This is a genomic window from Piscinibacter sp. PDB5-1, assembly GCF_056676035.1.
On the sequence record NZ_JBWVZL010000001.1, the window covers coordinates 1389724 to 1411323 of the forward strand.

Consider the following 21600-nt stretch of genomic DNA (forward strand, 5'->3'; position numbering starts at 1 on the left):
GGCCAGCCGGCTCAGCCCATGCGTTCGAGGCGGGCCGCCTCTTCGAGCCGCGCGTCTTCGATCTCGCGCAGCACGCCCGACAGGTCCACCGCGCCCTGGCGGTGTTCGTAGCGACCACTGAGCGGCGCCTCGGGCGTCAGCAAGCCGCCGGCGTACAGCGACCAGATCTCGGGGCCGTACTGCGTGGCCAGCAGCGCCGGGGCGTGCTGGCCGAAGAAGCGGCGCAGGTTGTCCACGTCGCGCATCAGCATGCGCGGGGCGTGGTTGTTGCCGGCCGCATCGACCGCCTGCGGCAAGTCGATGATCACCGGGCCATCGTCAGCCAGCAGGATGTTGAACTCCGACAAGTCGCCGTGGACCACGCCGGCGCACAGCATGCGCACCACCTCGCCGACGAGCGTGGCGTGGTGCTGCAGCGCCTCGGCTTCGCTGAAGGGCAGGTCGTTCAGTCGTGGTGCGGCGTCGCCGCGGGCGTCGGCCACCAGCTCCATCAGCAGCACGCCGTCGCAGAAGTTGATCGGCCGCGGCACGCGCACGCCGGCGGCGGCCAGGCGGTACAGCGCATCGACCTCGGCGCTTTGCCACGCGGCTTCTTGCTGCTCGCGACCGAAGGCCGTGCCCTTGGCCATCGCGCGGGCCTGGCGGCTGTTGCGCACCTTGCGGTTCTCGGTGTAATCGACGGCCTGGCGGAAGCTGCGCTTGTGCGCCTCTTTGTAGACCTTGGCGGCGCAGGTGTCGTCGCCGCAGCGCACGACGTAGACATCGGCTTCCTTGCCGCTCTTGAGTTGGCGCACGACGCTGTCGATCAGGCCTTCGGCCATCAGGGTCTGCAAACGGGCAGGGACTTTCATCGCCCGATTCTCGGGCCTGCCGTGCACCGCCCTGCCGAGGCGGCAGAGATACTGGCCGCCCTTCCCTCACGCGACACGCCTGTGCACTACCTCACCCTCGACTTCAGCGACGCGAGCGACGGCACGGCCACGCTCGAATTCATGGCCTCGACGCGGGCCGAGCAGCACGCGGCGGTGATGGCCGAGGTGCAGCAGGTGCTCGACTGGGCGTGGCGGCACTTCGCGCACACGCACGGCCCGCTCGACGAAGGCATGGACTGGGACCACGACCTGCAGGTGCACGTCGAAGACGGCGGCTGGCACGCGGTGACGCTCACACTGAGCGGGTCGCCGTCGTTCGCGGCCGACCTCGTGGCGGCGTTCGGCCCGCCGGCCGACTGACGCGGCGGCGTCGCCGGCACGCCACGCCCGCTGGTTAAAGTGCCCGCACTCTCAAGCCGACCACCATGCCGCATCGCCTGACTTCACCCGGGGCCCAGCGCCCGCTGAGCCATCCCGTCCGCCATCTCCCGCTGCGCCCCGCGCCGATCGCCTGGGGCGCCCTGATCGCCTGCCAGTGGTGGGCCCACGCGCATGCGCAGGGCACGACCGCTGAGCCCATTCCCGCGCCCGCCGCCGCGGCCTCGGCAGCCGCGCCCGCCGGCCCGGCGCCGGTGATGCTGGCCCCGGTCGAGGTGCGCGCGACGCGCAATGCCGAGGTCGAAGAGCGCCGCCAATCGACCGCCGCCAAGATCGTGGTCGGCCGCGAAGAGATCGAGCGCTTCGGCGACTCGACCGTGGGCGACCTGCTCAAGCGCCTGCCCGGCGTGACGATCGGTGGCGCCCCGGGGCGCGGCGGCGCGATCCGCATGCGCGGGCTGGGCAGCGGCTACACGCAGATCCTGATCGACGGCGAACGCGTGCCGCCGGGTTTTTCCATCGAGTCGCTGTCGCCGGAGCTGATCGAGCGCATCGAGATCCTGCGGGCGCCGACCGCCGAGACCGGCGCACGCGCCATCGCCGGCACCATCAACATCGTGATGCGCGAGGCGGTGCGCCAGCGGCTCAACCAGGTGCGCCTGACGCTCGGCGTCGAAGAAGGCCACGCGCAGCCCAACATCGCGTGGACGCGCAACGACAAGCTCAACGAGAGCTGGACCTACAACCTCTCGGCCACGGCCTACCGCAGCGAGCGCGTGTTCAAGTCGGTGACGACGACCACGACGCAGTCGCTCGACACGGGCGTCGTCTCGGGCACCGAGCGCGAGACCGTGGACTACCGCGACCAGCGCCACGGCGTCAGCGCCAGCGGCCGCCTGCAGTGGCGCGGTGAACGCGGCGCCAGCGCGGTGATCTCGCCGGTGCTGGTGTTCAGCGAAGGCCAGGGCCGCGGCGTGAGCACGGCCGAAGCCAGCGGCACGGCCACCGCGCCCTATGTGCGCAGCGAGGCCGACGGCGACGGCGGCTACCGCATGCTGCGCCTCAACCTGCAGGCCAACCAGCCGGTGGACGCCGGGCGCATCGAATGGCGCGGCGGCCTCGGCCGCGGCCAGTGGGAGCAACGCGTGCACCGCCGCTACGAAGGCGGCAGCCCGGTGCTCGCCCCCGTCGACGAAGCCGAAGAGACCCGCGACGACCGCGCCAACGTAAGCGCGAAGTACACACGCCCGATCGGCGACGAGCACCTGGTGGTGCTGGGCACCGAGCTCGAAGCCAACCGCCGCCATGAGCTGCAAGACCGCAGCGGCGACCTGCGCGTGGACTCGCGCGCACGCGGCTCGCGCATCGCCGCCTATGGACAGGACGAATGGAACCTCACGCCGCAGTGGGGGCTGCACGCCGGCCTGCGCTGGGAAGGCATCGTCACCCGGGCCGACGCCGACGTGGCCGGCCCGCTGCGCAACGAAAGCAGCGTGTGGTCGCCGCTCTTGCACGCGCTGTGGAAGCCCGACCCGAAGAGCCGCGACCAGGTGCGCCTGAGCCTCACGCGCAGCTACCGCCAGCCCGAGTTGCAAAGCCTGATCACGCAGCCGCGCGTCAACAACACCGGCCGCCCCAACAGCGAGACCAACCCCGACCGCGCGGGCAACCCCGACCTGCGGCCCGAGTTGTCGACCGGGCTCGACCTCGCCATCGAACGCTACCTGCCGGGCGATGGGCTGATGAGCGTGAACCTCTTTCACCGCCGCATCACCGACTACATGCGCCGCACCGACCCGGTGGAGATGAGCGTGCCCTGGTCGCCCACGCCGCGCTGGGTCTCGCGGATGGAAAACGTCGGCAAGGCCACCACCCAGGGCATCGAGGCCGAGGCGAAGTTCCGCACGCAAGACCTGTGGGCCGACGCGCCCCGCGTGGACCTGCGCCTGAACGCGAGCGTCTTCCGCTCGCGGGTCGATGGCGTGCCCGGGCCTGACAACCGGCTCGACCAGCAGCCCGGCCGCACCGCCAACATCGGCGCCGACTACCGCGTGCCCGGCACGCCGCTCACGCTGGGCGGTAACCTCGGCTACACGCCGGCCTACACCACGCGCAGCACCGAGCAGTCGTGGGTGTTCGCGGGCAAGAAGCGCGTCGGCGACGTGTACGCAGCCTGGCGCTTCGCCTCGGGCATCCAGTTGCGCGCGACCGCCAGCAACGTGGCCCCGCACGACAGCATCAGCGGCTCGGTCTTCGACAACCCCGACCCGGTGGTGCGCACCCGCACACGCGCCGAGACCGTCTCGACCACGTCGGTGAACTGGCAGTTGCGGCTGGAGATGCGGCTCTGAGCCCCGCCCCGGTCGGCGACGCCCGGCCGGGGCCCTGACCGCCTCTGCTACATTGCGCGCCGGGCTGGCAGGACGCCCCTCTCGCGAAAGCCGATGCACCTGCCGAGGACTCGATGCCTGCATCCAGCCCCCGACCTTCGCAAGCCTTCGCTTGCATACCCATCCGACGCGGCCTTGTGCGAGACCGGCTGCATGTTTCACGGAGCAGGTATGCAACCGAACGATTCTTCACTGTCCCCTTCGTCGTCCCAGCGACCCGAGCGCGCAAGCGCTGACAGGGCCGTCGCTCCGACGGCGCCCACCGCACTCGAGCTCGTGCGGCGCGAAGCGCGCCGGCTGCACCGCGCGGCGACAACCGGCCCGCTGCTTGACGCACTGCCCGCACTGCGCCGGCTGCACGCGGCGGGCGTGCTGCCGCCATGCGCCTTGACGCATCTGCACCGCGAGCGCGGGCAACTGCAGCGCAAGCACTTCCTGCGCACGCTGGCGTTCGAGGCCGGTTTCCCGACCTGGGAAGCCTTTCGTGCGCACTTGCCGCAAATGCAACCGGCCGACTTCGACCATTACCACCTCGGCCGCTTCGGGCCGGGCTGGGCCTCGTCACCCAACCACTGGTTTTCGACCGAGGCGGAAGCGCAGGCCCATGCCGGCGCGCATGGCGGACGGGTGCTGCGCCTGGGGCAGCAGGCGGTGGTGGTGTCCATCGCGCCGCCTGAGTCCCGCTGAAGCGACCGGCACCCGCACGGGTGCCGAGGGGGCGACGGGCGCGTGCACAAAGCCGCACATTCTTCGCGCCCATTGGCATGCGTTCTGCATAGGCTGGTGGCAACGAACTAAAAGACGTTTCGGGTATTCATTGATGGATGGCGCGGCCCCGGCTGCGTTTCAATGAAACCGACACCCGGCTTGCCCGAGCGTCTTTCTCGTGTGTTGTCTTGTGGAGGTTGCATGAGCGCATCGAAAGAACTGGTCCCCGCCTCGGCTTCGCGCAGCGGCATACCCATTGCCCGCATGCGCAGCGTCTACCGCGTGGACGAAGTCGGCCGCAAGCTCGACAAGCTGCCGCACAAAGAGCACGAGAACCTGCGTTCGACCTACGAGCGCATGCTCGAAAAGGGGCCGGAGCGCTTTCAGGTCAAGCCCTCCGGGCTGCCCGCGATGGAGCAGCTGTACGACGACCTGCCCAATTTCGCCGAGGTGCTCGACGACGTGAAGCGCCAGCTCGCGCTGTGCCACGACAGCCGCGACGCACTCGAGATCACGCCGCTGCTGCTGCTCGGCCCGCCGGGCGTCGGCAAGACGCACTTCGCCCGCGCGCTGTCGCAGCTGCTGGGCACCGGCATGGGCTTCATCTCGATGAGCTCGATGACCGCGGGCTGGGTCCTCTCGGGTGCGTCGAGCCAATGGAAGGGCGCGCGGCCCGGCAAGGTCTTCGAGACGCTGGTCGATGGCCAGTACGCCAACCCGGTGATGGTGGTGGACGAGATCGACAAGGCCGGCGGCGAACACGCCTACGACCCACTGGGCGCGCTGTACAGCCTGCTCGAACACGACACGGCCGGCAGCTTCACCGACGAATTCGCCGAGGTGCCTATCGACGCCAGCCAGGTCATCTGGGTGGCGACGGCGAACGACGAGCGGTCGATCCCCGAGCCCATCTTGAACCGCATGAACGTCTACGAGGTGCAGGCGCCCGACCGCGAGGCCGCCCGGCTGATCGCGGCCAAGCTGTACCGCAGCATCCGCGCCGACCACGACTGGGGCAGCCGCTTCGCGCCCGACCCCGAGGCCGACGTGCTCGACTGCATGAGCGAAATGGCCCCGCGCGACATGCGCCGCGCCTGGATGACGGCCTTCGGCAACGCCAAGCTGGCGCTGCGCGACCGCATCGTGCCGGCCGACCTGCCGGCGGCATCGAACAAACGCGGGGCGATGGGCTTCGTGCAGTAGGCAAGGCACGCCGCCGCCACGGTGGGCGGCTCATCGACGGCGACAGCGGCGTTCGTCACGGCCGGGCCGCGCGCCTGCGCGGCTGAACGGCTCCTATCGACCAGAAACCACGTGCCATGAAAAGCGGCGGCCGCGTGGAACACCACGGGGCCGCCGTCGCGCCGACCGGAGCCGGCGAGTCAGTTCAATTCAGACCGTCAGATCAGAAGCCACCGGCACGGTAGTCGCTGGCGACCGTGGTGCTGGGGCGCACGAAGAATTGCGAGTAGCGGGTGTCGAGGTCAACCCAGCGCTTGTACCAAGAGATGGCGAAGCGGCTCACGGTCGGGTCGGCCGACTGCGGGAAGAAGTGGCTGGCGCCACGCAGTTCCAGGAAGATGCGCGGCGTGGTGCTCGGCAGGCTCGTGTAGAACGGGATCGAGTGGTCGGAATCCGGTGCCACGGTGTCGGACGAGCCGCCGATGATCAGCGTCGGCACGGTGTTGCTGCGGAAGCTCTTCGTGGTGTGCCACGGCGTCAGCGGCAGGGCTGCCTTGTACGACGGGTTGGCTTGCGCGGCTTCGAGCGTGCCGCCACCACCCATCGAGTGACCACCGATGGCCACGCGGTTCACGTCCACCTTGCCACGCAGCGGGCTGCCGGTGCGGGTGTTTTGCGCCTTCAGGTAGTTGACGGCGGCTTCGAGCTGGCGAGCACGGCTGCCGGGCTGGTCGAGCGTCGAGTTGGTTTCGATGATCAGCACGATGAAGCCGTGCGAAGCCAGGCGGGTGCCGAGCCACGACAGCGACGAAGCCGAGGCGGTGTAGCCCGGGCAGATGGCGATGGCGCCGTAGGTGCCCGAAGCGGTCGGGTAGGTCAGGCGGCCGCCGCCGAAGCCCGACACGCTCAGTGCCGAGATGGTCGTGGCCGAGGTCGAGAACGAACCGGTGCGCTCCAGCGCACTCGCGGTGGGGGCCGGGCCCTTCTGGTAGGGGTTGGTCTGTGCGAAGGCGGCGGTCGAAACGACCAAAGCACCGGCGGCGATCAGCGACAGTTTGTGAAGCGTCTTGAACATGGGTGTCTCCAAGGGTCTTGTTGATGTGCCCCGGCAGGCTGGCTTTGGCCCTTGCCGAGGACCCGGTGATGCATGGAACTGCCACCGAGCCAGGCCATTGTGTTTTTTCGCACCAGTGTGCGACACAGGGCTTTCAACCATGTCTCGTACAAGACAATTCTGTCCGCATGTGGTAATCGCACGCGCTTGAGATGGCGCCACTATTGCCGCCAGCACGCAGCACCGAAAACGCAGCACCATGAAAAACGGCGGCCGCGTGGAACACCACGGGGCCGCCGTTGCGCCGACCGAAGGCCGGCGAGGTCAGTTCAATTCAGACCGTCAGATCAGAAACCACCGGCGCGGTAGTCGCTGGCCACCGTGGTGCTGGGACGCACGATGAATTGCGAGTAGCGGGTGTCTTCGTCCACATAGCGCTTGTACCAAGAGATGGCGAAGCGGCTGACGGTCGGGTCAGACGACTGCGGGAAGAAGTGGCTGGCACCACGCAGTTCCAGGAACACGCGCGGCGTGGACGAGGGCAGGCTGGTGTAGAACGGAATCGAGTGCGAGCCGTCCGGCGCCACGGTGTCGGCCGAGCCACCGATGATCAGCGTCGGCACGGTGTTGCTGCGGAAGCTCTTCGTGGTGTGCCACGGCGTCAGCGGCATGGCTGCCTTGTACGACGGGTTGGATTGAGCAGCTTCGAGCGTGCCGCCACCACCCATCGAGTGACCACCGATGGCCACGCGGTTCACGTCCACCTTGCCGCGCAGGGGGCTGCCGGTGCGGGTGTTTTGGGCCTTCAGGTAGTTGACGGCGGCTTCGAGCTGGTTGGCGCGGCTGCCGGGCTGGTCGAGCGTCGAGTTGGTTTCGATGATCAGCACGACGAAGCCGTGCGACGCCAGGCGGGTGCCGAGCCACGACAGCGACGAAGCGGTGGCGGTGAAGCCCGGGCAAATGGCGATGGCGCCGTAGCTGCCAGAGGCCGTCGGGTAGGTCAGGCGACCACCGCCGAAGCCCGAGACGCTCAGCGACGAGATGGTCGTGGCCGAGGTCGAGAACGAGCCGGTGCGCTCCAGGGCGCTGGCGGTGGGGTTCGGGCCCTTTTGGTATTGGGCCGATGCCGTGGCGGACAGCAGCAGAACCGAGGTGATCGCTGCGACTTTGCGGATGTTGAACATGTTGTCTCCTAGAGGGTTGTCTTGGCTTGTTGCCAGCGCCTGTGAGAATCAATTTGGCGCGAAGAGATTTTTGTCCGCACGTGCTGGGAGCAAACTTGGGGGCTTCACCACCGCAACCATTCAAGACAAGAGTCTTTTTTTGTGTTAATTGCCAAACCGGTCACCGCACCTCCAAAAAAACAGGCGCCGCAGCGCCTGAACCTTGGAAACACATGAAGCAGGGCGCTCACCCGGTAGGGCGAGCGCCGGCACAACCAATCAGAAGCCGCCCGAGCGGTAGTCGCTGGCCACCGTGGCGCTGGGGCGCACGAAGAACTGCGAGTAGCGGGTGTCTTCGTCGACGTAGCGCTTGTACCAAGAGATGGCGAAGCGGCTCACAGTCGCGTTAGACGTCTGCGGGAAGAAGTGGCTGGCACCACGCAGTTCCAGGAAGATGCGCGGCGTGGTCGAGGGCAGGCTCGTGTAGAACGGGATCGAGTGCGAGCCATCCGGCGCCACGGTGTCGGACGAGCCACCGATGATCAGCGTCGGCACGCGGTTGCTGCGGAAGCTCTTCGTGGTGTGCCACGGCGTCAGCGGCAGGGCTGCCTTGTACGACGGGTTGTCTTGCGCGGCTTCGAGCGTGCCGCCACCACCCATCGAGTGGCCACCGATGGCCATGCGGTTCGTGTCCACCTTGCCGCGGATGGCGCTGCTGGCGCTGGAGTTTTGGCTGCGCAGGTACGCCACACCGGCTTCGAGCTGGCGAGCGCGGCTGCCCGGCTGGTCCAGGCGGGTGTTGGTGTCGATGATCAGCACGACGAAGCCGTGCGAAGCCAGGCGGGTGCCCAGCCAGGCGATCGAGCTGGCACCCGCGGTGAAGCCCGGGCACAGCACGATGCCGCCGTAAGAGCCCGACGCGGTCGGGTAGTACAGGTTGCCACCACCGAAGCCCGAGGCACTCAGCGACGAGACCGACGACGAGCGGGTCGCGAACGAGCCCGTGCGCTCCAGCGCGCTGGCGGTGGGGTTCGGGCCCTTCTCGTACTGAGCAAAGGAAGCCGAGGACGTGGCGACGAGCGCCGAGGCGATCAACGCGAGCTTGCAGATCTTGAACATGCTGTCTCCTGATTGGATGAGTCGGCCTTGAAGGCCATGGGTCCGGTTCAAACCGGTGACGCCATTCTTCAGACCTGCGCCAAATGTCTCATCCGGGCCGATACCAGCCAGTCAACAAAAGACATATTCAACGCTTTGTGGTATGGGATTGACCGCCCCACTCCAGCCGCGGGTCGCTGGCTATCATCGGCCGATGCCCGTCACCCTTGCCGGCCAACTCGTGGTGGCCATCTCTTCGCGCGCGCTGTTCGACTTTGAAGAAGAGAACCGGCTCTTCGAGGCCGAAGACGACCGCGCCTACATGCAACTGCAGCTCGAGCGCGTGGGGCAACCGGCCAAACCGGGCGTGGCCTTCTCACTGGTGAACAAGCTGCTGGCCTTCAACCAGGGCAAGGCAGTGCCGCTGGTCGAGGTAGTGATCCTCTCGCGCAACGACCCGGTCTCGGGCATGCGGGTCTTCCGCTCGGCGCAGCACTACGGACTGCCGATCCAGCGCGGCGTGTTCACGCGCGGCGAGTCACCCTGGCGTTACCTGAAGCCGCTGAACGCACACCTCTTTCTTTCGACCAACGAGCCCGATGTGCGCTCGGCGCTCGACGCCGGGGTTCCGGCCGCACGGGTGTTTCCGCATTCGGCGCGCGCTTCGGGCGCGCACCCGAACGAGGTGCGCATTGCCTTCGACGGCGACGCGGTGCTGTTCTCAGACGAGGCCGAGCAGGTGTTTCAGCGCGCCGGGCTCGATGCCTTCCAGGCCCACGAACGCGAGCGTGCCGACCTGCCGCTGGCGGCCGGGCCGTTCAAGCCGCTGCTCGACGCCTTGAAGCTGCTGCAGGACCAGGCCACGCCCGCCATGCGCATCCGCACCGCGCTCGTCACCGCACGCAGCGCCCCGGCACACGAACGCGCCATTCGCACGCTGATGGAGTGGGACATCGAGATCGACGAAGCGATGTTTCTCGGCGGCCTGCCCAAGGGCGCCTTCTTGCGCGAGTTCGAGCCCGACTTCTTCTTCGACGACCAGACCGGGCACATCGAGAACGCCTCGGCGCACGTGCCTTCGGGACACGTCGCGGCCGGCATCGTCAACGCGGCGGGCTGAGCCCGCTCGCCGTCAGTCCAGCAAGGCCGCGCGCCAGGCCGCCACGCCGGCCGAGGTGTCGCCCGCCGGGCGGTACTCGCAGCCGATGAACCCGTCGTAGCCCAGCGCGTCGACCAACTCGAACAGGTAGCGGTAGTTCAACTCGCCGGTGTGCGGCTCGTGCCGCTCAGGCACACCGGCGACCTGCAGGTGCGCGACGCGGCCCGTGGGCAGGTACTGGCGCAGCTTCATCGCCACATCGCCCTCGACGATCTGGCAGTGGTACAGGTCCATCTGCACCTTGAGGTTGACGGCGCCGACCTGCTGGACGGTCTCGTGCGCGTCCTGCTGGCGATTCAAGAAGTACCCCGGCATGTCGCGCCGGTTGATCGGCTCGATCAGCAACTCGACCCCCTGCGGCGCGGCCTGCGCGGCCGCCCAGGCCAGGTTCTCGACATAGCAGGCGCGCAGGCGCGCAGGGTCGGCTGCCGCCGGCGCGAGGCCCGCCATCACGTGCACCCGCCGGCACTGCAGGCCCGCCGCGTAGACCAGCGCCCGGGCGATGCCAACGCGGAACTCGTCGCGCCGGTCGGGCAGGCAGGCCAGGCCGCGGTCGCCCGCTGCCCAGTCGCCGGGCGGCGCGTTGAACAAGGCCTGAGTCAGCGCCTGCTCACGCAGACGCACCGACAAATCCGACACCGGGTGCTCATAAGGAAACAGGTACTCGACCGCCTCGAAGCCGTCGCGCCGGGCCGCGGCGAAGCGGTCGAGGAAGGCGTGCTCGCCGTACATGAGGCTCAGGTTCGCGGCAAAACGGGGCATGTCAAAAGCGTGCGGCAGAGGGAATACGTAATCCCCGCAATGCAGCATTTGTCGAAGCGAATGCGCGACATCGGGGCGGCCGCGAACAATAACAGCGCATTTCTGACATCAAAGGATGTCAGAATCGTGGCACACACATTGCGTTGAGACACATTCAAGAACAAAAACGCAATCAGTGCATACCCTGAGGCCCCGACGTGGGTCAGGCGGTGAGAGGAGCAAATCGAGTGCATGTCGGCGGCCACGTGGCAGGCCGCCGCGCACGTTGTTTCGAATCGCACGCTTGAAAGCGAGGGAGTGCATGAACGCTGTCACCGACATCCGATCGATGGGCCTGAACCCCACGGCCACACCGACGCCCCGGGAAATGATTTCCCGCGTGGCCCACCGCCACACCATTTCGCGTGAGTTGGCCCACAAGCGCCGGCTTGAAAACGTCTACGTGACGTCGCTCAGCCCGGCCGCGCTGCCGAACGAGTTTCTCTTCGGCGCCTTCGTGCCGCAGTCGAACGTCTACATCAACGGCATGCGCTCGCACGCCAACGACGTGGCGCTGTCGATCGTCGAGATCGGCCGGCAGATCGGCATCGCGCTGTCGCACGAGTACCTCGACGTGCAGCCCGACAACGCCTTCGTGCTCGACCGCATGGTCTTCGAGGCCCTGCCCGCGCTCGACGCACAGGACTGGCGCTCGCAAGAGACCGTGTGGGGCCACGCGACCATCAGCCAGCAAAAGCACAACGCCGAGGGCGAGCTGACCAGCGCGCAGGCCGATGGCGCCTTCCATGCGCAAGACCGCTGCATCTGCACCCAGTCGAGCCAATGGAGCATCCTGCCGCGCGACCGCTACCAGCGCCTGCGCGAGATCGCCCGCAGCCGCTTCGCGCGCCACCCCGGCGCCAAGACCGACGTTGCGCCGCTGGGCCCGGGCTTTTTGGTCAGCCTGGACACACCCGCGAAACAGCCCGTGCTCGAACCCGGTCTGTGGGTGGCCAGCAGCGGCAACCGCTTCGTCTCGACCCTGCACGTGGACCGGCAGAACCTCTTCTTCTTCGACCACGACAACGACCACGTGCCCGGGATGCTGGTGCTCGAAGGCATGCGCGCGATGGCGCTCGACATCGTCGGCAAGTTCCGCCGCACGCCCGACACACCGGCCCTGCTGCGCCGCATCGAAGTGGCGTTCAAGAACTTCGCCGAGCTCGACGCCCCGGTGCAGCTGGTGGCCACGCTCGGCCCCATCGACCCGACCCACCCGGGCCCCTTGTCGATCCACATCGAGGCCAAGCAGCTCGACCGTTGCTTCGCCACCGGCGACTTCCTCTCGGACTGAAGGACACCTGACATGAACACCCCGAACCGCTCTCACTTCGCCCCCCTGATCGCCTCGACGGGCATCGCGCTGATGTGCGCCACCGCCGCCTACACGGCGTTCGCGCGAAGCGGCGTCTTCCAATGGCTGGCGCCGGCCATCGGCGTGGCCTACGTGCTGTGGGTGCTGTCCGAATGGCGCATCACCACGGCCGACGCCAGCCAGGACGCACGCACCGACCACTACACCTGCGAGGCCTACGCGACGGCGCGCTTCCTGACGATGGTCGCGGCCTTCGCACCCAGCCCGCTGTGGACTGAAGCCGGCCCGTGGCTGCCCATCGGGCTGGCCATCTTCGCCGGCGGCATCGCACTGCGCGCCTGGGCCATCGTGACGCTGGGCCGCAGCTACTCGCACCGCGTGCGCACGCCCGACGGCATGGCGCCGGGCGGCCCCGGCATCGTCGCGCACGGCCCGTATCGCCACCTGCGCCACCCGGCCTACACCGGCATGCTGCTGGCGCACGTGGGCATCGCGGTGCTGTTCTTCAACGTGTTCGTGGTGGCGGCGCTGTGCCTGGCGCTGGTGCCTGCGCTGGTGCGCCGCATCCGCGTCGAAGAATCCCACCTGCTGCGCATGCCCGAGTACCAGGCCTTCGCGGCGCACCGCGCCCGCCTCGCGCCCGGGGTGTGGTGATGGGCCCGCACCTGGTGGTGCTGGGCGCCAGCGGCTTCGTTGGCAGTGCGGTGCTGCGGCAAATCGCCGAACAGGGCCTGCGCGCCGACGTGCTGCTGCACCGCAGCCCGCCCGCCGCGCTGCCGCCCGGCGTGCATGCGCACCTGGGCGACGTGACGGCCTTGCCCGATGCCTTGTGGCCGCACGGCCCGCACGTGGTCATCCACTGCGCGAGCAAGCAAATCGACCATGACGGCAGCGGCTTCGCGGTCAACGCGCAAGGCATCGATCACCTCTGCACCCAGGTCACGGCCCGGCCGCAGACCCGCGCGGTGCTCTTCGTCAGCTCGTGCTCGGTGTATGGCGACGGGCCTCAGCGCGGCGTGCGTGAAGACGCCCCGCTGCGCCCCACGACCGCGCTGGCCCGCTCACGCGCCGACTGTGAAGCGCGCCTGCAGCGGCTCGCGCAGACCGGCGCCTGCCGCGTCGAGGTGTTTCGCCCGCGCTTCGTGCTGGGGCGCGGTGACCGCCACGTGCTGCCGGGGCTGGTGCGGCTGTTTCGCCGCGGCTGGTCGCTCGGCAGCGGCGAGCAGCGCTTTTCGGTGATCGACGTGGACGACTTCGCGCGCATCCTCGTCGCGCGTGCGCGGCAACTGCTCGACGCCGAACGTGCCCCGCCGGCATTCGAAGCCTTCAACGTGGGCTACGAACGGCCGCTGTCGCTGCGCGAGATCGAGCAGGCGCTGCACAGCGCCCCACCGCGCAAGCGCATCCCGACACCTCCTGCGCTGCTGCGCCTGCTGCAACGCGTGCCCGCCACGCGCGCACTGGCTCAGCGCCTGAGCCTGCTCGGCCTCGACCACTACGGCGACGTGAGCCGCCTGCAGGCCCGGCTCGGCCCCGCCCCCTGGCTGCGACTGAACCCGCTCGACGCGCTGCGGCGCGCCGCGCAATCCCTGCCTCTGGAGGCCCCGCGATGAGCGACTTCTATACCGACCCGAAACGCATGCCGCGCGAGGCCGTGGGCGGCAAGTTCGCCCACCAGGCCGTGATGCGCACGCACGGCCTGCCCGTGCCCGATTTCTTCTGCCTCGGCGCGCCCCTGTTCGCCCGCCTCGTGGCCCCGCAGCGCGAACGCATGCAGGCCACGCTCGCACCGGTGAAGGTGAGCGACCGCGCCAGCCTCGCGCAAGCCGCCAAGACCTTGCAGGCCCTGGTGCGCGCCCTGCCCTTGCCGGCCGCCACGCGCGAGGCCATCGACCAGCACATGGCGCGCGAGCTGCCCGACGCGCGCTGGGTCTCGGTGCGCGCCTGCATGGTCGCCTCGAAGGCCGAGCACAGCGAAGACTCGGTGGACAACCCCTTCGCCGGCATCAGCGAAACGCACCTCTACGTGCGCCGCGCCGACGTGATCGAACGCGTGCGCGACTGCTGGGCCTCGGCCTTCTCTGAGAAGGCGCTGACCTACCGCCTCTCGCAGGGCATGGACCCGCTCGACGTGAGCGTGGCCGTGGGCGTGCAGCGCATGGTCTTCGGCGAGCGCTCGTTCGTGCTCTTCACCTGCAACCCCAACACGGCCGCGCGCGACACGCTGATCGTCGCCGGCCACGGCATCGGCGAAGGCGTGGTGCAAGAGGCCGTGCCGGTGGACCACTACTTCGTGAACGCCAAGAGCGGCGCCATCGAGCGCGTTCTCGCGCGCAAGACGCACCGCCTGGGCTTCGACGAGACCCGAGGCCACGGCCTGCACGAGATGCCGGTCGAGCCCGAACGCATCGAACCACCCTGCCTCGGCGACGACGAGATCCACACGCTGCGCGCGATGGGTGAGCGCATCGAAAAGCTCTTCGGCTGGCCGCAGGACATCGAAGGCACGATCGATGCCGAGGGGCGCATCCACCTGCTGCAGGCGCGGCCGGTCGCCATCGACTACACCACCAAGCGCGTGTGGACCGGCCTCAACGTCACCGAGAGCTACCCCGGCGTGTCGAGCCCGCTGACCTACAGCCTCGCGCGGTTGTTCTACCGCGTGATCTTCCGCGACATCTACCGGCGCGCCGGCGCGTCGGACACGCAGCTCCACGACAACCACCACCGGCTCGACCGCATGATCGGCTACGTCAACGGCCGCATCCACTACTCGCTCAACGCCTTCTACCTGCTGCACGGCATGGTGCCGATCTTCCCGTGGCTGGCGAAGGCCTGGGAAAACATGGTCGGCTTGAAGACCTCGTACGTCATGCACAGCGGCGAAGCCCCGGCGCCGCAAGGCCGCTGGGCGCGGGGCTGGCAGGTCGCGCGCGCGATGGGCACCTTCGCGGTCGAGTTCGTGTGCCTGCCGCGGCGCATGCGCCACTACAAGCAGTGGTGGACGCAGCGCGCCGCGCAGTCGCGCCAGGTGCTGGCCGCGAAGCCCGACGCGCTGGCGCTGACCGAAGAGTTCCACCGCCTGTGGCGCGACGTGGGCCGCGAGTGGGGCGTGACGCTGGTCAACGACGCGTACATCTTCACGCTGCACGCGCTGGTCGAGTGGCTGTTCAAGCGCTGGAAGCTCAGCGACGACCCGGCCTTGCTCGCCAACCTGCTGTGCGGTGACGACACGGTCGAGAGCGTCGAGGTGTTCCTGTCGGTGCTGCGCATCGCCGGGCACATCCGCGAGCGGCCAGAGCTGGCCGCCGCCTTCGCCGAAGGCGACGAAGCGGCGGTGGTGGCGCGCTACCGCGCGCGCACCCTCGATGCCGACTTGCTGGCGCTCATCGACACGCACATCGCGCGCTTCGGCGACCGCTCGATGGAAGAGCTGAAGATGGAGAACCCGAGCCTGCGCGAAGACCCGGGCGTGCTGTTCAAGGGCATCCGCCGCTTCGTCAAGAGCGAGCTCGACGCCGAGGCCTGCCGCCGCGCCGAGCTGGGCAAACGCGCCGAGGCCGAAGCGCAGCTGGCGCAGCGCCTGGGCCGCATCTCGCTGCGGCGCGCGCTCTTGCGCGGCATGCTGAAACTCTTGCGCGAGGTGATCGCGCACCGCGAGAACTCGCGCTACTGCCGCAGCGAGCTGTTCGGCATCTGCCGCGACATCTTCCATGCGCAGGCGCAGCACCTGATCGCACGCGGTGCCATCGACCAGCGGGCCGACGTCTACTGCCTGACGGTGGACGAACTGCTCGGCTTCACCGACGGCACCGGCGTGGACGAGAGCTTCCAGGCCACCGTCGCGCGCCGCCGCGCGCAACTGGCGACCTACGCCGAAAGCGAGGTGCACGAGACGCTGGTGACCGATGGGGCGCTGCGCAATAACCCGCTGACACGCCAGCGCCGCGCGGCCACCTCGGACGAGCGCGAGCTGAGCGGCCTGGGGTCGAGCATGGGCGTGGCGCGCGGCACGGCACGCGTGGTGCTCGACCCGCACAGCGTGGACGAGCTGCCGCCGCAAAGCATCCTCGTCGCCCGCGAGACCGACCCCGGCTGGCTCTTCCTGATGCTGGCCTCGGCCGGCATCGTGGTCGAGCGCGGCAGCATGCTGTCGCACACCGCGATCACCGGGCGCAAGTTCGGCATCCCGACCGTGGTGGGGGTGGACGATGCGTGCACGCGCATTGCCGATGGCGCGACGCTCGAAATCGACGGCGGGCGGGGCAGCGTGTGCGTGCTGTCGTGAGGCTGCCGTCCATGCCCACACCTCCGCCCGGTGCTCACGCACCGGGCGAGGCCGAACAACGCGTCGCCGTGTCTTCGCCTCGCCCGCCACTCAGTCGCCTGCTCGCCTTCGCGGTCGAAACGCACCCGCCGCTCGTCTACACGCTGGTGTCGGTGGGCTGGGTGTATTCGCTGTGCGCGGCCTTGCTGGCCGGCACCGGCGTCGCGCCGCCACGCGATGCGCCGCTGATGGCGCTGGTCTTCTTTCTCGTGCTGCTCTACCTGCGCGCCATCGACGAGATCAAGGACCTGCCCTACGACCGCCAGCACCACCCCGAGCGGCCACTGGTGCGCGGGGCGGTCGGCGTGACCGAGGTCGCGTGCTTCGCCACCGTCGTCGCGGGGCTCGTGGTCGCGCTGGCCGCGTGGCTGTCGCCGCCGCTCGCGCTGGGGGTCGCCGCGCAACTGGGCTACGGCCTCGTGCTGCTGGTGCTCGAACGCCGCTCGCAACGCTTCAAAGACACGATCCTGCTCAACCTCGTGGTGACCTTCCCGGTGAGCGCGGTGTTGAACCTGTGGGTGCTGCAGTGGCTGGTCGCGCGCGGCATGCCGGTGGGCGCGGTGTGGCCCGCCGTGCTGATGCACGTGGCCGTCTTCCTGCACATGGAATTCGGCCGAAAGCTCGCGTGGCCCGCGCACCTGCAGCCCGGCGAAGCGAGCTACACGCGGGCGCTGGGCGTGACGGGCGCGGTGCTCGTGTGCATGGCGCTGGGGGTGGCGGCCTGCGCGCAGGCCACGCTGGTGCTGCACACGGCGGGGGAGTGGGCTTGGTTGCCGTGGCTGTCGCTGCTGCTGTCGGCGGTGGGCCTGTGGCGCTTCGCGCGCGACCGGCAGGCCGCCACGCCGCGTGCGCTCAAGCCCTGGTTCGGCGGCGCGATGATTTTGTTCTTCGTGCTGAACGCGGCGGTGGGGCTGGGCGCGGCCTGATCGGGTCGATCACTCCCGTCACCGCTCACGCGGGTGCAGGGTCATCGCCGCTCACGCGGCATCAGGTTCATCACCGCTCACGCGGTGGGGCACACGACGCACGCACGATCAACTCGGCCGGCACCAGCACGCGCACCGGGGTCTCGGCCTGCTCACCGCGAATGCGCACCATCAGCAGGCGCGTGCTTTCGGCGGCGGCACGTTCGAGGTCCATGCGCAAGGTGGTGATCGCGGGCAGGTGGTGGCGGGCGAACGTGGGGTCACCCAGGCTCAGCACCGACACGTCGTCGGGGATGCGCAAGCCCGCCGCCTGGATGGCGTTCAGCGCATCGTTGAGGATGGTCGTGCCCTGCACGATCAGCGCCGTGGGGCGCTCGGCCGGGTCGGCCGCCAGCAGCGCAGCCACCGGCTCGAATGCCGAGCTGGTGGACGAGGCGATGTGCACCAGCCACTGCGGCGCCCGGTGGATCCCCCGCGCGCGCAGCGCCGCCTCATAGCCCTCGACACGGCGCCGCATCGGCCGGTTGGGCGTTTGCGCCAGCACCAGGGCGATTCGGCGGTGGCCCAGGTCGGTGAGGTGGCGAACGGCCTGCGCCATCGCGGGCTCGTGGTCGAACAGCACCTGGTCCTTGTGCGTCGCGAGGTCGCGATCGAGCACGACCACCGGCATCGCCAACGACTCGACCGCCGCCTGCACGCGCGGGTCGCGCTCGTTGCCGGGGGCGATCAAAAGGCCGTCCATGCCGCGGCTTTCGAACATGCCGAGCAGGGCCACCTCGCGCTGCGGGTCGTTCAGGCCGTTGGCCAGCAAGAGCATGTATCCCTCGGCCAGCAGGCGCTCTTCGGCCGCGCGAAAGAGCTGCGCGTACAGCGGGTTGCCCACATCGGCGAAGAGGCAACCAATGGTGCGGCTGCTGCGCGAGCGCAGCGACTGCGCCGCGTGGTTGGGCCGGTAGTCCAGCGACGCAATGGCCGCCTCGACCTTCAGCCGCGTGGCCTCGCGCACGTTCGGCACCTTGTTGATCACCCGCGAAGCGGTGCCCAGGGACACGCCGGCGAGCTGGGCCACGTCGCGGATGCTGACGGTCGAAGGCTTGGGGCGTGCAGACATGGGCGGGATTGTCGGCGCTTCGTGCGGCGGTGCCCCGCTGCGCGGCGCGATGCAGATCAAACCACGCCGTCGAACGCGCCCCAGCAGGCCTTCACGGCCGCCGCCCGCGCGTTGCGGATCGCATCGCCGATGGCGTGGCCCTTCCAACCCTGGGCGAGCGCATCGGCCGAGACCTGGGCCGTGTCCACCGCCAGGGCCGCATCCAGCGCGGCCTGCAGGCGCGCGCGTTGCGGGTAGGGTCGGTCTTCGAGCCCGGTGCGCCCGCGTGCGTCGCACTCGCAGGCCAGCAGCAGTTGCGAGAAGCGTTGCGGGCGGCGCCACACGTCGCAGCGTTCGAGCAGACGCATCACGGCCGCGCCGTCGAGCGACAGGCTGCGGTGCACGTTGCCGTGCTCGCGCGCCACCACTTCGGCCAACTCGCGGCATTCGACCGGCACGCGCAGGCGTTCGCTCATGGCGGTGACGAGCGACACGCTGCGCGCCTCGTGTGCGATGTGGCGCGGCCACTCGTCGGGCGGCGTGGTGCCCTTGCCCAGGTCGTGGCCCAGGCACGCGAAGCGCACGGGCAGCGGCGCGTTCAGCGAGGCCGCCATGTCGATCACGAGCATCAGGTGCACGCCGGTGTCCACCTCGGGGTGGTGCGCCTCGGGCTGCGGCACGCCCCACAGGCGGTCCACCTCGGGCAGCAGGCGCGCGAGCGCCCCGCAGCCACGCAAGACCTCGAACATGCGCGAGGGCCGCGCTTCCATCAGACCGCGCGAGATCTCTTGCCACACCCGTTCGGCGACCAGCGCATCGACCTCACCGGCCTCGACCATCTGGCGCATCAGCGCCTGGGTTTCGGGGGCGACGCTGAAGTCGGTGAAGCGCGCGGCGAAGCGCGCCAGCCTCAGGATGCGAACCGGGTCTTCGGCAAAGGCCGGTGACACGTGGCGCAGCACGCGGTCTTGCAGGTCGCGCTGGCCATGGAAGGGGTCGACCAGGGTGCCGACCTCGTCGCGTGCCATCGCGTTGATGGTGAGGTCGCGGCGCGCGAGATCCTCTTCGAGCGTGACCGCCGGGTCGGCGTGAAAGACGAAGCCGTGGTACCCCGGTGCGGTCTTGCGCTCGGTGCGCGCCAGCGCGACCTCTTCTTTCGTGACCGGGTGCAGGAAGACTGGAAAGTCTTTGCCCACCGGCAGGTAGCCGGCGGCGATCAGTTCATCGGGCGTGGCGCCCACGGCCACCCAGTCGCGGTCGTTGACCGGCCGCCCCAGCATCTCGTCGCGGATCGCACCGCCCACCGTCCACAGTTTCATGCGGCGCAGTGTAGGTGCGGCCCCTGCGCTTCACGCCCCAGCGCGCCGTTCAGCGCGACGTGCGGTGCGGCTCTTCGAACTGCAGAAAGTCTTGTTCGGCCAGCGCGTCGCGGCGCCACGCGGACACGCTGGGCAGGGCCTGCACGCGCTCGATGTAGGCGGCGATGGCCGGCGGCACCGGCACGCCATAGGTGACGAAGCGCGTGACCACCGGCGCATAGAAGGCGTCGGCGATCGTGAACTCGCCAAAGAGCATGGGCCCGCCCGATTGCGCGAGCAACTCGGTCCACATCTGCACCAGGCGTTCGACGTCGGCGCGCACCTGCGGCTCTTCTTTCAGCACCCGCGCGCCCACCTCGTGCAAGGTGGCTTCGATGTTCATGCCGAAGTGGTTGCGCAGGGCCGAGAAGCCCGAGTGCATCTCGGCGACCACACTGCGCGCGCGGGCGCGCTGCTTCACATCCGTCGGCCACAGGCGCTTGTCGGGAAACTTCTCGGCCAGGTACTCGGCAATGGCCAGCGTGTCCCACACCGCGAAGCCGTCATCGACCAGCACCGGCACCTTGCCCACCGGGTTGTGCTGCGCGATGGCGGTCTTGAACTGCGAGCCCGCGTCGAACGAGTCGAAGCGCAGCCGGACCTCGTCGAAGGGAATGCCGACCTGCGTCATCAGCACCCAGGGGCGCATCGACCAGGACGAGTAGTTCTTGTTGCCGATGTAGAGCTGCATGGCCGGGGTGTCCTTCGTCGTGGGGTGGGCCGCGATGCTAGAAGAAGCCACGCCCGCTGGCGATGCGTTTGCGGCATCGCAACGATGCCGCCAGGGCAAGGCGCCCGGGCGAAAAGAGTCAGGACCGCCGCGCGCGGGCCCGCCACGGGTCGAGCCGGGCCGGCCCTTCGCGGCCGCCCAGCAGCACCGGCATCACCGCGTCGATGGCGGTCGGCGTGACGCCCAGCGCGTCGAGGCCCGGCAGTTCGCCGGTGGCCACGTTGGGCACCGAGGCCGAGTCGAGGTTGTCGCGCGACATCATCGGCTCACCGGGCAGGCATTCCATCGCCAGCGCCTGCAGGCGGCCCAAGGCGTCGGGCAGGCCGAACACCGGGCGCGGGTGGCCCGACCAGCGGCCGGCGCACTGCACCAGTTCACGCAGCGTGAAGACCTGCGGCCCGACCGCTTCGACGACAAGGCCGCCGGCGGCCGGGCGCCGGTCGAGCGCATGCACGATGCCCAGCGCGACGTCGTTCACCCACACGGGCTGGAACTTCGCCTCGGCCGCCGCCAGCGGCACGAAGGGCACGAAACGTTGCAGCTGCGCGAAGAAGTTGATGAAGCGGTCTTCGGCACCGAACATCACCGACGGCCGCAGCACCACCGCCTGCGGCACCGCCTCGCGCAGCGCGGCTTCGCCCGCGGCCTTGCTGCGCTGGTACATCGACGGTGCGGCCTCGCTGGCCCCCAGCGCGCTGACGTGCACCAGCCGCGGCACACCCGCTGCGGCACAGGCGCGCCCCAGTTTGCGGGCCAGCTCGACGTGGGTGCGCTGAAACGCGGCCTCGTTGCCATGCAAGATGGCCACGAGGTTCACCACCGCCTCGGCGCCATCGACCAGCCGCGCCAGCGTGGCTTCGTCGTGCACGTCGGCGGCGGTCACGTCCACCGTCGGCAGCATGCTCAGCCGGTGCGCGCCACGGTGCAGCTGCCGCGTGGGCACGACGAGGCGCGGGCCGCCGCCGCCATGGCGACGCACGAGGTGTTCGCACAGCGCGCGACCGACGAAGCCGGTGCCGCCCAACACGAGGATGTGGCCCATCGCGCGT

At 69.5% G+C, this 21600-nt stretch carries 19 protein-coding genes; 10 read left to right on the forward strand and 9 right to left on the reverse strand.

The window, feature by feature from the left end:
- Positions 1–11: 11 nt before the first annotated feature.
- A complete protein-coding gene (locus AC1KAT_RS06305) occupies positions 12–851 on the reverse strand; it encodes a PA4780 family RIO1-like protein kinase (protein ID WP_480323872.1) in 840 nt (279 codons plus the stop codon).
- 81 nt (positions 852–932) lie between these two features.
- On the opposite strand from AC1KAT_RS06305, the gene AC1KAT_RS06310 reads away from it, so the two are divergent.
- The 4 genes from AC1KAT_RS06310 (at position 933) to AC1KAT_RS06325 (ending at position 5551) form a co-directional block, all read left to right on the forward strand.
- On the forward strand, positions 933–1232 hold the full coding sequence (locus AC1KAT_RS06310; protein WP_480323874.1) for a hypothetical protein: 300 nt from the start codon (positions 933–935) through the stop codon (positions 1230–1232).
- Positions 1233–1297: 65 nt separating this feature from the next.
- Positions 1298–3601 (forward strand): TonB-dependent receptor plug domain-containing protein, encoded by a 2304-nt coding sequence (locus AC1KAT_RS06315; RefSeq protein ID WP_480323876.1) that lies wholly within the window; start codon positions 1298–1300, stop codon positions 3599–3601.
- Positions 3602–3916: 315 nt separating this feature from the next.
- On the forward strand, positions 3917–4327 hold the full coding sequence (locus AC1KAT_RS06320; RefSeq protein WP_480323878.1) for a hypothetical protein: 411 nt from the start codon (positions 3917–3919) through the stop codon (positions 4325–4327).
- A 222-nt stretch (positions 4328–4549) separates the two neighbouring features.
- A complete protein-coding gene (locus AC1KAT_RS06325; RefSeq protein WP_480323880.1) occupies positions 4550–5551 on the forward strand; it encodes an AAA family ATPase in 1002 nt (333 codons plus the stop codon).
- Between the two features lie 202 nt (positions 5552–5753).
- Here AC1KAT_RS06325 and AC1KAT_RS06330 read toward each other — a convergent pair whose 3' ends face one another.
- From AC1KAT_RS06330 to AC1KAT_RS06340, 3 genes are all read right to left on the reverse strand, one after another.
- The gene (locus AC1KAT_RS06330; RefSeq protein ID WP_480323882.1) at positions 5754–6605 is read right to left on the reverse strand and encodes an alpha/beta hydrolase family protein; all 852 of its coding nucleotides are present in this window, start codon (positions 6603–6605) and stop codon (positions 5754–5756) included.
- Between the two features lie 326 nt (positions 6606–6931).
- Positions 6932–7768 (reverse strand): alpha/beta hydrolase family protein, encoded by an 837-nt coding sequence (locus tag AC1KAT_RS06335; RefSeq protein WP_480323884.1) that lies wholly within the window; start codon positions 7766–7768, stop codon positions 6932–6934.
- 258 nt (positions 7769–8026) lie between these two features.
- Positions 8027–8866: a poly(ethylene terephthalate) hydrolase family protein gene (locus tag AC1KAT_RS06340; protein ID WP_480323886.1), complete on the reverse strand. Its 840-nt coding sequence runs from the start codon at positions 8864–8866 to the stop codon at positions 8027–8029.
- A 193-nt stretch (positions 8867–9059) separates the two neighbouring features.
- Here AC1KAT_RS06340 and AC1KAT_RS06345 point away from each other — a divergent pair, with 193 nt between their 5' ends.
- Positions 9060–9965: a 5'-nucleotidase gene (locus AC1KAT_RS06345; RefSeq protein ID WP_480323888.1), complete on the forward strand. Its 906-nt coding sequence runs from the start codon at positions 9060–9062 to the stop codon at positions 9963–9965.
- A 12-nt stretch (positions 9966–9977) separates the two neighbouring features.
- Here the strand turns inward: AC1KAT_RS06345 and otnI are convergent, their stop codons facing one another.
- Entirely contained in the window at positions 9978–10766 is a 789-nt protein-coding gene (otnI, locus tag AC1KAT_RS06350; RefSeq protein WP_480323890.1) for a 2-oxo-tetronate isomerase, read from the reverse strand.
- A gap of 301 nt (positions 10767–11067) precedes the next feature.
- Here otnI and AC1KAT_RS06355 point away from each other — a divergent pair, with 301 nt between their 5' ends.
- From AC1KAT_RS06355 to AC1KAT_RS06375, 5 genes are read left to right on the forward strand one after another with little or no spacing between them, the layout of a single operon-like run.
- On the forward strand, positions 11068–12099 hold the full coding sequence (locus AC1KAT_RS06355; RefSeq protein WP_480323892.1) for an AfsA-related hotdog domain-containing protein: 1032 nt from the start codon (positions 11068–11070) through the stop codon (positions 12097–12099).
- A 12-nt stretch (positions 12100–12111) separates the two neighbouring features.
- Positions 12112–12774, forward strand: a complete 663-nt coding sequence (locus AC1KAT_RS06360; protein ID WP_480323894.1) for a methyltransferase family protein — start codon at positions 12112–12114, stop codon at positions 12772–12774.
- Entirely contained in the window at positions 12774–13733 is a 960-nt protein-coding gene (locus tag AC1KAT_RS06365; RefSeq protein WP_480323896.1) for an NAD-dependent epimerase/dehydratase family protein, read from the forward strand. The genes AC1KAT_RS06360 and AC1KAT_RS06365 overlap by 1 nt, the downstream gene beginning before the upstream one ends.
- Positions 13730–16408: a PEP/pyruvate-binding domain-containing protein gene (locus AC1KAT_RS06370; RefSeq protein WP_480323898.1), complete on the forward strand. Its 2679-nt coding sequence runs from the start codon at positions 13730–13732 to the stop codon at positions 16406–16408. Before AC1KAT_RS06365 ends, AC1KAT_RS06370 begins: the two co-directional genes overlap by 4 nt.
- Before the next feature lie 11 nt (positions 16409–16419).
- On the forward strand, positions 16420–17373 hold the full coding sequence (locus AC1KAT_RS06375; RefSeq protein ID WP_480323900.1) for a UbiA family prenyltransferase: 954 nt from the start codon (positions 16420–16422) through the stop codon (positions 17371–17373).
- 70 nt (positions 17374–17443) lie between these two features.
- Here the strand turns inward: AC1KAT_RS06375 and AC1KAT_RS06380 are convergent, their stop codons facing one another.
- From AC1KAT_RS06380 to AC1KAT_RS06395, 4 genes are all read right to left on the reverse strand, one after another.
- On the reverse strand, positions 17444–18484 hold the full coding sequence (locus tag AC1KAT_RS06380; protein ID WP_480323902.1) for a LacI family DNA-binding transcriptional regulator: 1041 nt from the start codon (positions 18482–18484) through the stop codon (positions 17444–17446).
- A 56-nt stretch (positions 18485–18540) separates the two neighbouring features.
- Positions 18541–19782 (reverse strand): multifunctional CCA addition/repair protein, encoded by a 1242-nt coding sequence (locus AC1KAT_RS06385; protein ID WP_480323904.1) that lies wholly within the window; start codon positions 19780–19782, stop codon positions 18541–18543.
- Positions 19783–19831: 49 nt separating this feature from the next.
- On the reverse strand, positions 19832–20512 hold the full coding sequence (locus AC1KAT_RS06390; RefSeq protein WP_480324317.1) for a glutathione S-transferase family protein: 681 nt from the start codon (positions 20510–20512) through the stop codon (positions 19832–19834).
- A 118-nt stretch (positions 20513–20630) separates the two neighbouring features.
- Complete coding sequence (locus AC1KAT_RS06395; protein WP_480323906.1) at positions 20631–21593, reverse strand: complex I NDUFA9 subunit family protein; 963 nt, start codon at positions 21591–21593, stop codon at positions 20631–20633.
- Positions 21594–21600 lie beyond the last annotated feature (7 nt).

Coding starts and splice junctions, on each gene's coding strand:
- AC1KAT_RS06330 (WP_480323882.1), bottom strand. CDS start 6,605: ATGTTCAAGACGCTTCACAAACTGTCGCTGATCGCCGCCGGTGCTTTG.
- AC1KAT_RS06385 (WP_480323904.1), bottom strand. CDS start 19,782: ATGAAACTGTGGACGGTGGGCGGTGCGATCCGCGACGAGATGCTGGGG.
- AC1KAT_RS06305 (WP_480323872.1), bottom strand. CDS start 851: ATGAAAGTCCCTGCCCGTTTGCAGACCCTGATGGCCGAAGGCCTGATC.
- AC1KAT_RS06370 (WP_480323898.1), top strand. CDS start 13,730: ATGAGCGACTTCTATACCGACCCGAAACGCATGCCGCGCGAGGCCGTG.
- AC1KAT_RS06380 (WP_480323902.1), bottom strand. CDS start 18,484: ATGTCTGCACGCCCCAAGCCTTCGACCGTCAGCATCCGCGACGTGGCC.
- AC1KAT_RS06315 (WP_480323876.1), top strand. CDS start 1,298: ATGCCGCATCGCCTGACTTCACCCGGGGCCCAGCGCCCGCTGAGCCAT.
- AC1KAT_RS06325 (WP_480323880.1), top strand. CDS start 4,550: ATGAGCGCATCGAAAGAACTGGTCCCCGCCTCGGCTTCGCGCAGCGGC.
- AC1KAT_RS06395 (WP_480323906.1), bottom strand. CDS start 21,593: ATGGGCCACATCCTCGTGTTGGGCGGCACCGGCTTCGTCGGTCGCGCG.
- AC1KAT_RS06365 (WP_480323896.1), top strand. CDS start 12,774: ATGGGCCCGCACCTGGTGGTGCTGGGCGCCAGCGGCTTCGTTGGCAGT.
- AC1KAT_RS06360 (WP_480323894.1), top strand. CDS start 12,112: ATGAACACCCCGAACCGCTCTCACTTCGCCCCCCTGATCGCCTCGACG.
- AC1KAT_RS06345 (WP_480323888.1), top strand. CDS start 9,060: ATGCCCGTCACCCTTGCCGGCCAACTCGTGGTGGCCATCTCTTCGCGC.
- AC1KAT_RS06340 (WP_480323886.1), bottom strand. CDS start 8,866: ATGTTCAAGATCTGCAAGCTCGCGTTGATCGCCTCGGCGCTCGTCGCC.
- otnI (WP_480323890.1), bottom strand. CDS start 10,766: ATGCCCCGTTTTGCCGCGAACCTGAGCCTCATGTACGGCGAGCACGCC.
- AC1KAT_RS06335 (WP_480323884.1), bottom strand. CDS start 7,768: ATGTTCAACATCCGCAAAGTCGCAGCGATCACCTCGGTTCTGCTGCTG.
- AC1KAT_RS06355 (WP_480323892.1), top strand. CDS start 11,068: ATGAACGCTGTCACCGACATCCGATCGATGGGCCTGAACCCCACGGCC.
- AC1KAT_RS06375 (WP_480323900.1), top strand. CDS start 16,420: ATGCCCACACCTCCGCCCGGTGCTCACGCACCGGGCGAGGCCGAACAA.
- AC1KAT_RS06390 (WP_480324317.1), bottom strand. CDS start 20,512: ATGCAGCTCTACATCGGCAACAAGAACTACTCGTCCTGGTCGATGCGC.